Genomic DNA, 784 nt, shown 5'->3' with positions numbered 1-784 from the left:
TGTGAATAGTCAACTAAAATACAATTACTCCTACTTTAATACTATATATTTTGGTAGTCGTGAATGCGCTGCATTTCTGAAAGCAATTCACAACTATGTCGAACCGGGTCTTTTGCAAGGGAAACCTGTGAATAGTCAACTAAAATACAATTACTCCTACTTTAATACTATATATTTTGGTAGTCGTGAATGCGCTGCATTTCTGAAACCGAGTATATAGGTTCAGCAACGCCACTTTAAATATAAGGGGTAGCTCAAGCAATTGTTCAAAATTCATTGTAAACTGTTAAATGCTATATTTGATATTCCCATTGTCTGCTACAGCTTTAGCGACGGAGAATTTTTAGATTTACGCAACGTTACCGTATTCCGTCATTGGCAGTTATGTATTATTGATGCATTTGAAATTATAAGTGTCGAGCCATTTATAATGGAATTAAATACAAGGGTATATTTTTACGTAGGGTGTGGCAAATGCAAAAAGAAATTACAACTGGAAAATCCATTTCGGAATTGATTAATAACGTTTATGAAGCAACGGAATTTTATTTTGATGAAGAATCAGTAAAATTAGATCATAGAGACATCACATTTGAAATCGACTTTCAACAGTTTTTCAAATTTTATAAAGTAATAAATGCTAATTTTCTGGCGGAGAAAATTGGGATGAACGCTACATTACCATCACGATATGTACAAGGGCACAAAAAACCTTCAGCCAAACAGACTGAGAAAATTTTGAGCGGAATTCATCAAATCGGACAAGAACTTTCGGAAATAAATT

1 protein-coding gene is annotated in these 784 nt (G+C 33.4%); it reads left to right on the top strand.

What is annotated here, in order from left to right:
• Positions 1 to 474 precede the first annotated feature (474 nt).
• The coding region (locus K8089_RS16205; RefSeq protein ID WP_237604328.1) for an XRE family transcriptional regulator at positions 475 to 784 on the top strand (310 nt) is incomplete at its 3' end.

It is taken from the genome of Aequorivita vitellina (genome assembly GCF_022008365.1).
Classification (GTDB): domain Bacteria; phylum Bacteroidota; class Bacteroidia; order Flavobacteriales; family Flavobacteriaceae; genus Aequorivita; species Aequorivita vitellina.
The sequence above is the reverse complement of the archived record's forward strand: the minus strand, read 5'-3'. Positions and strand labels throughout refer to the sequence as shown.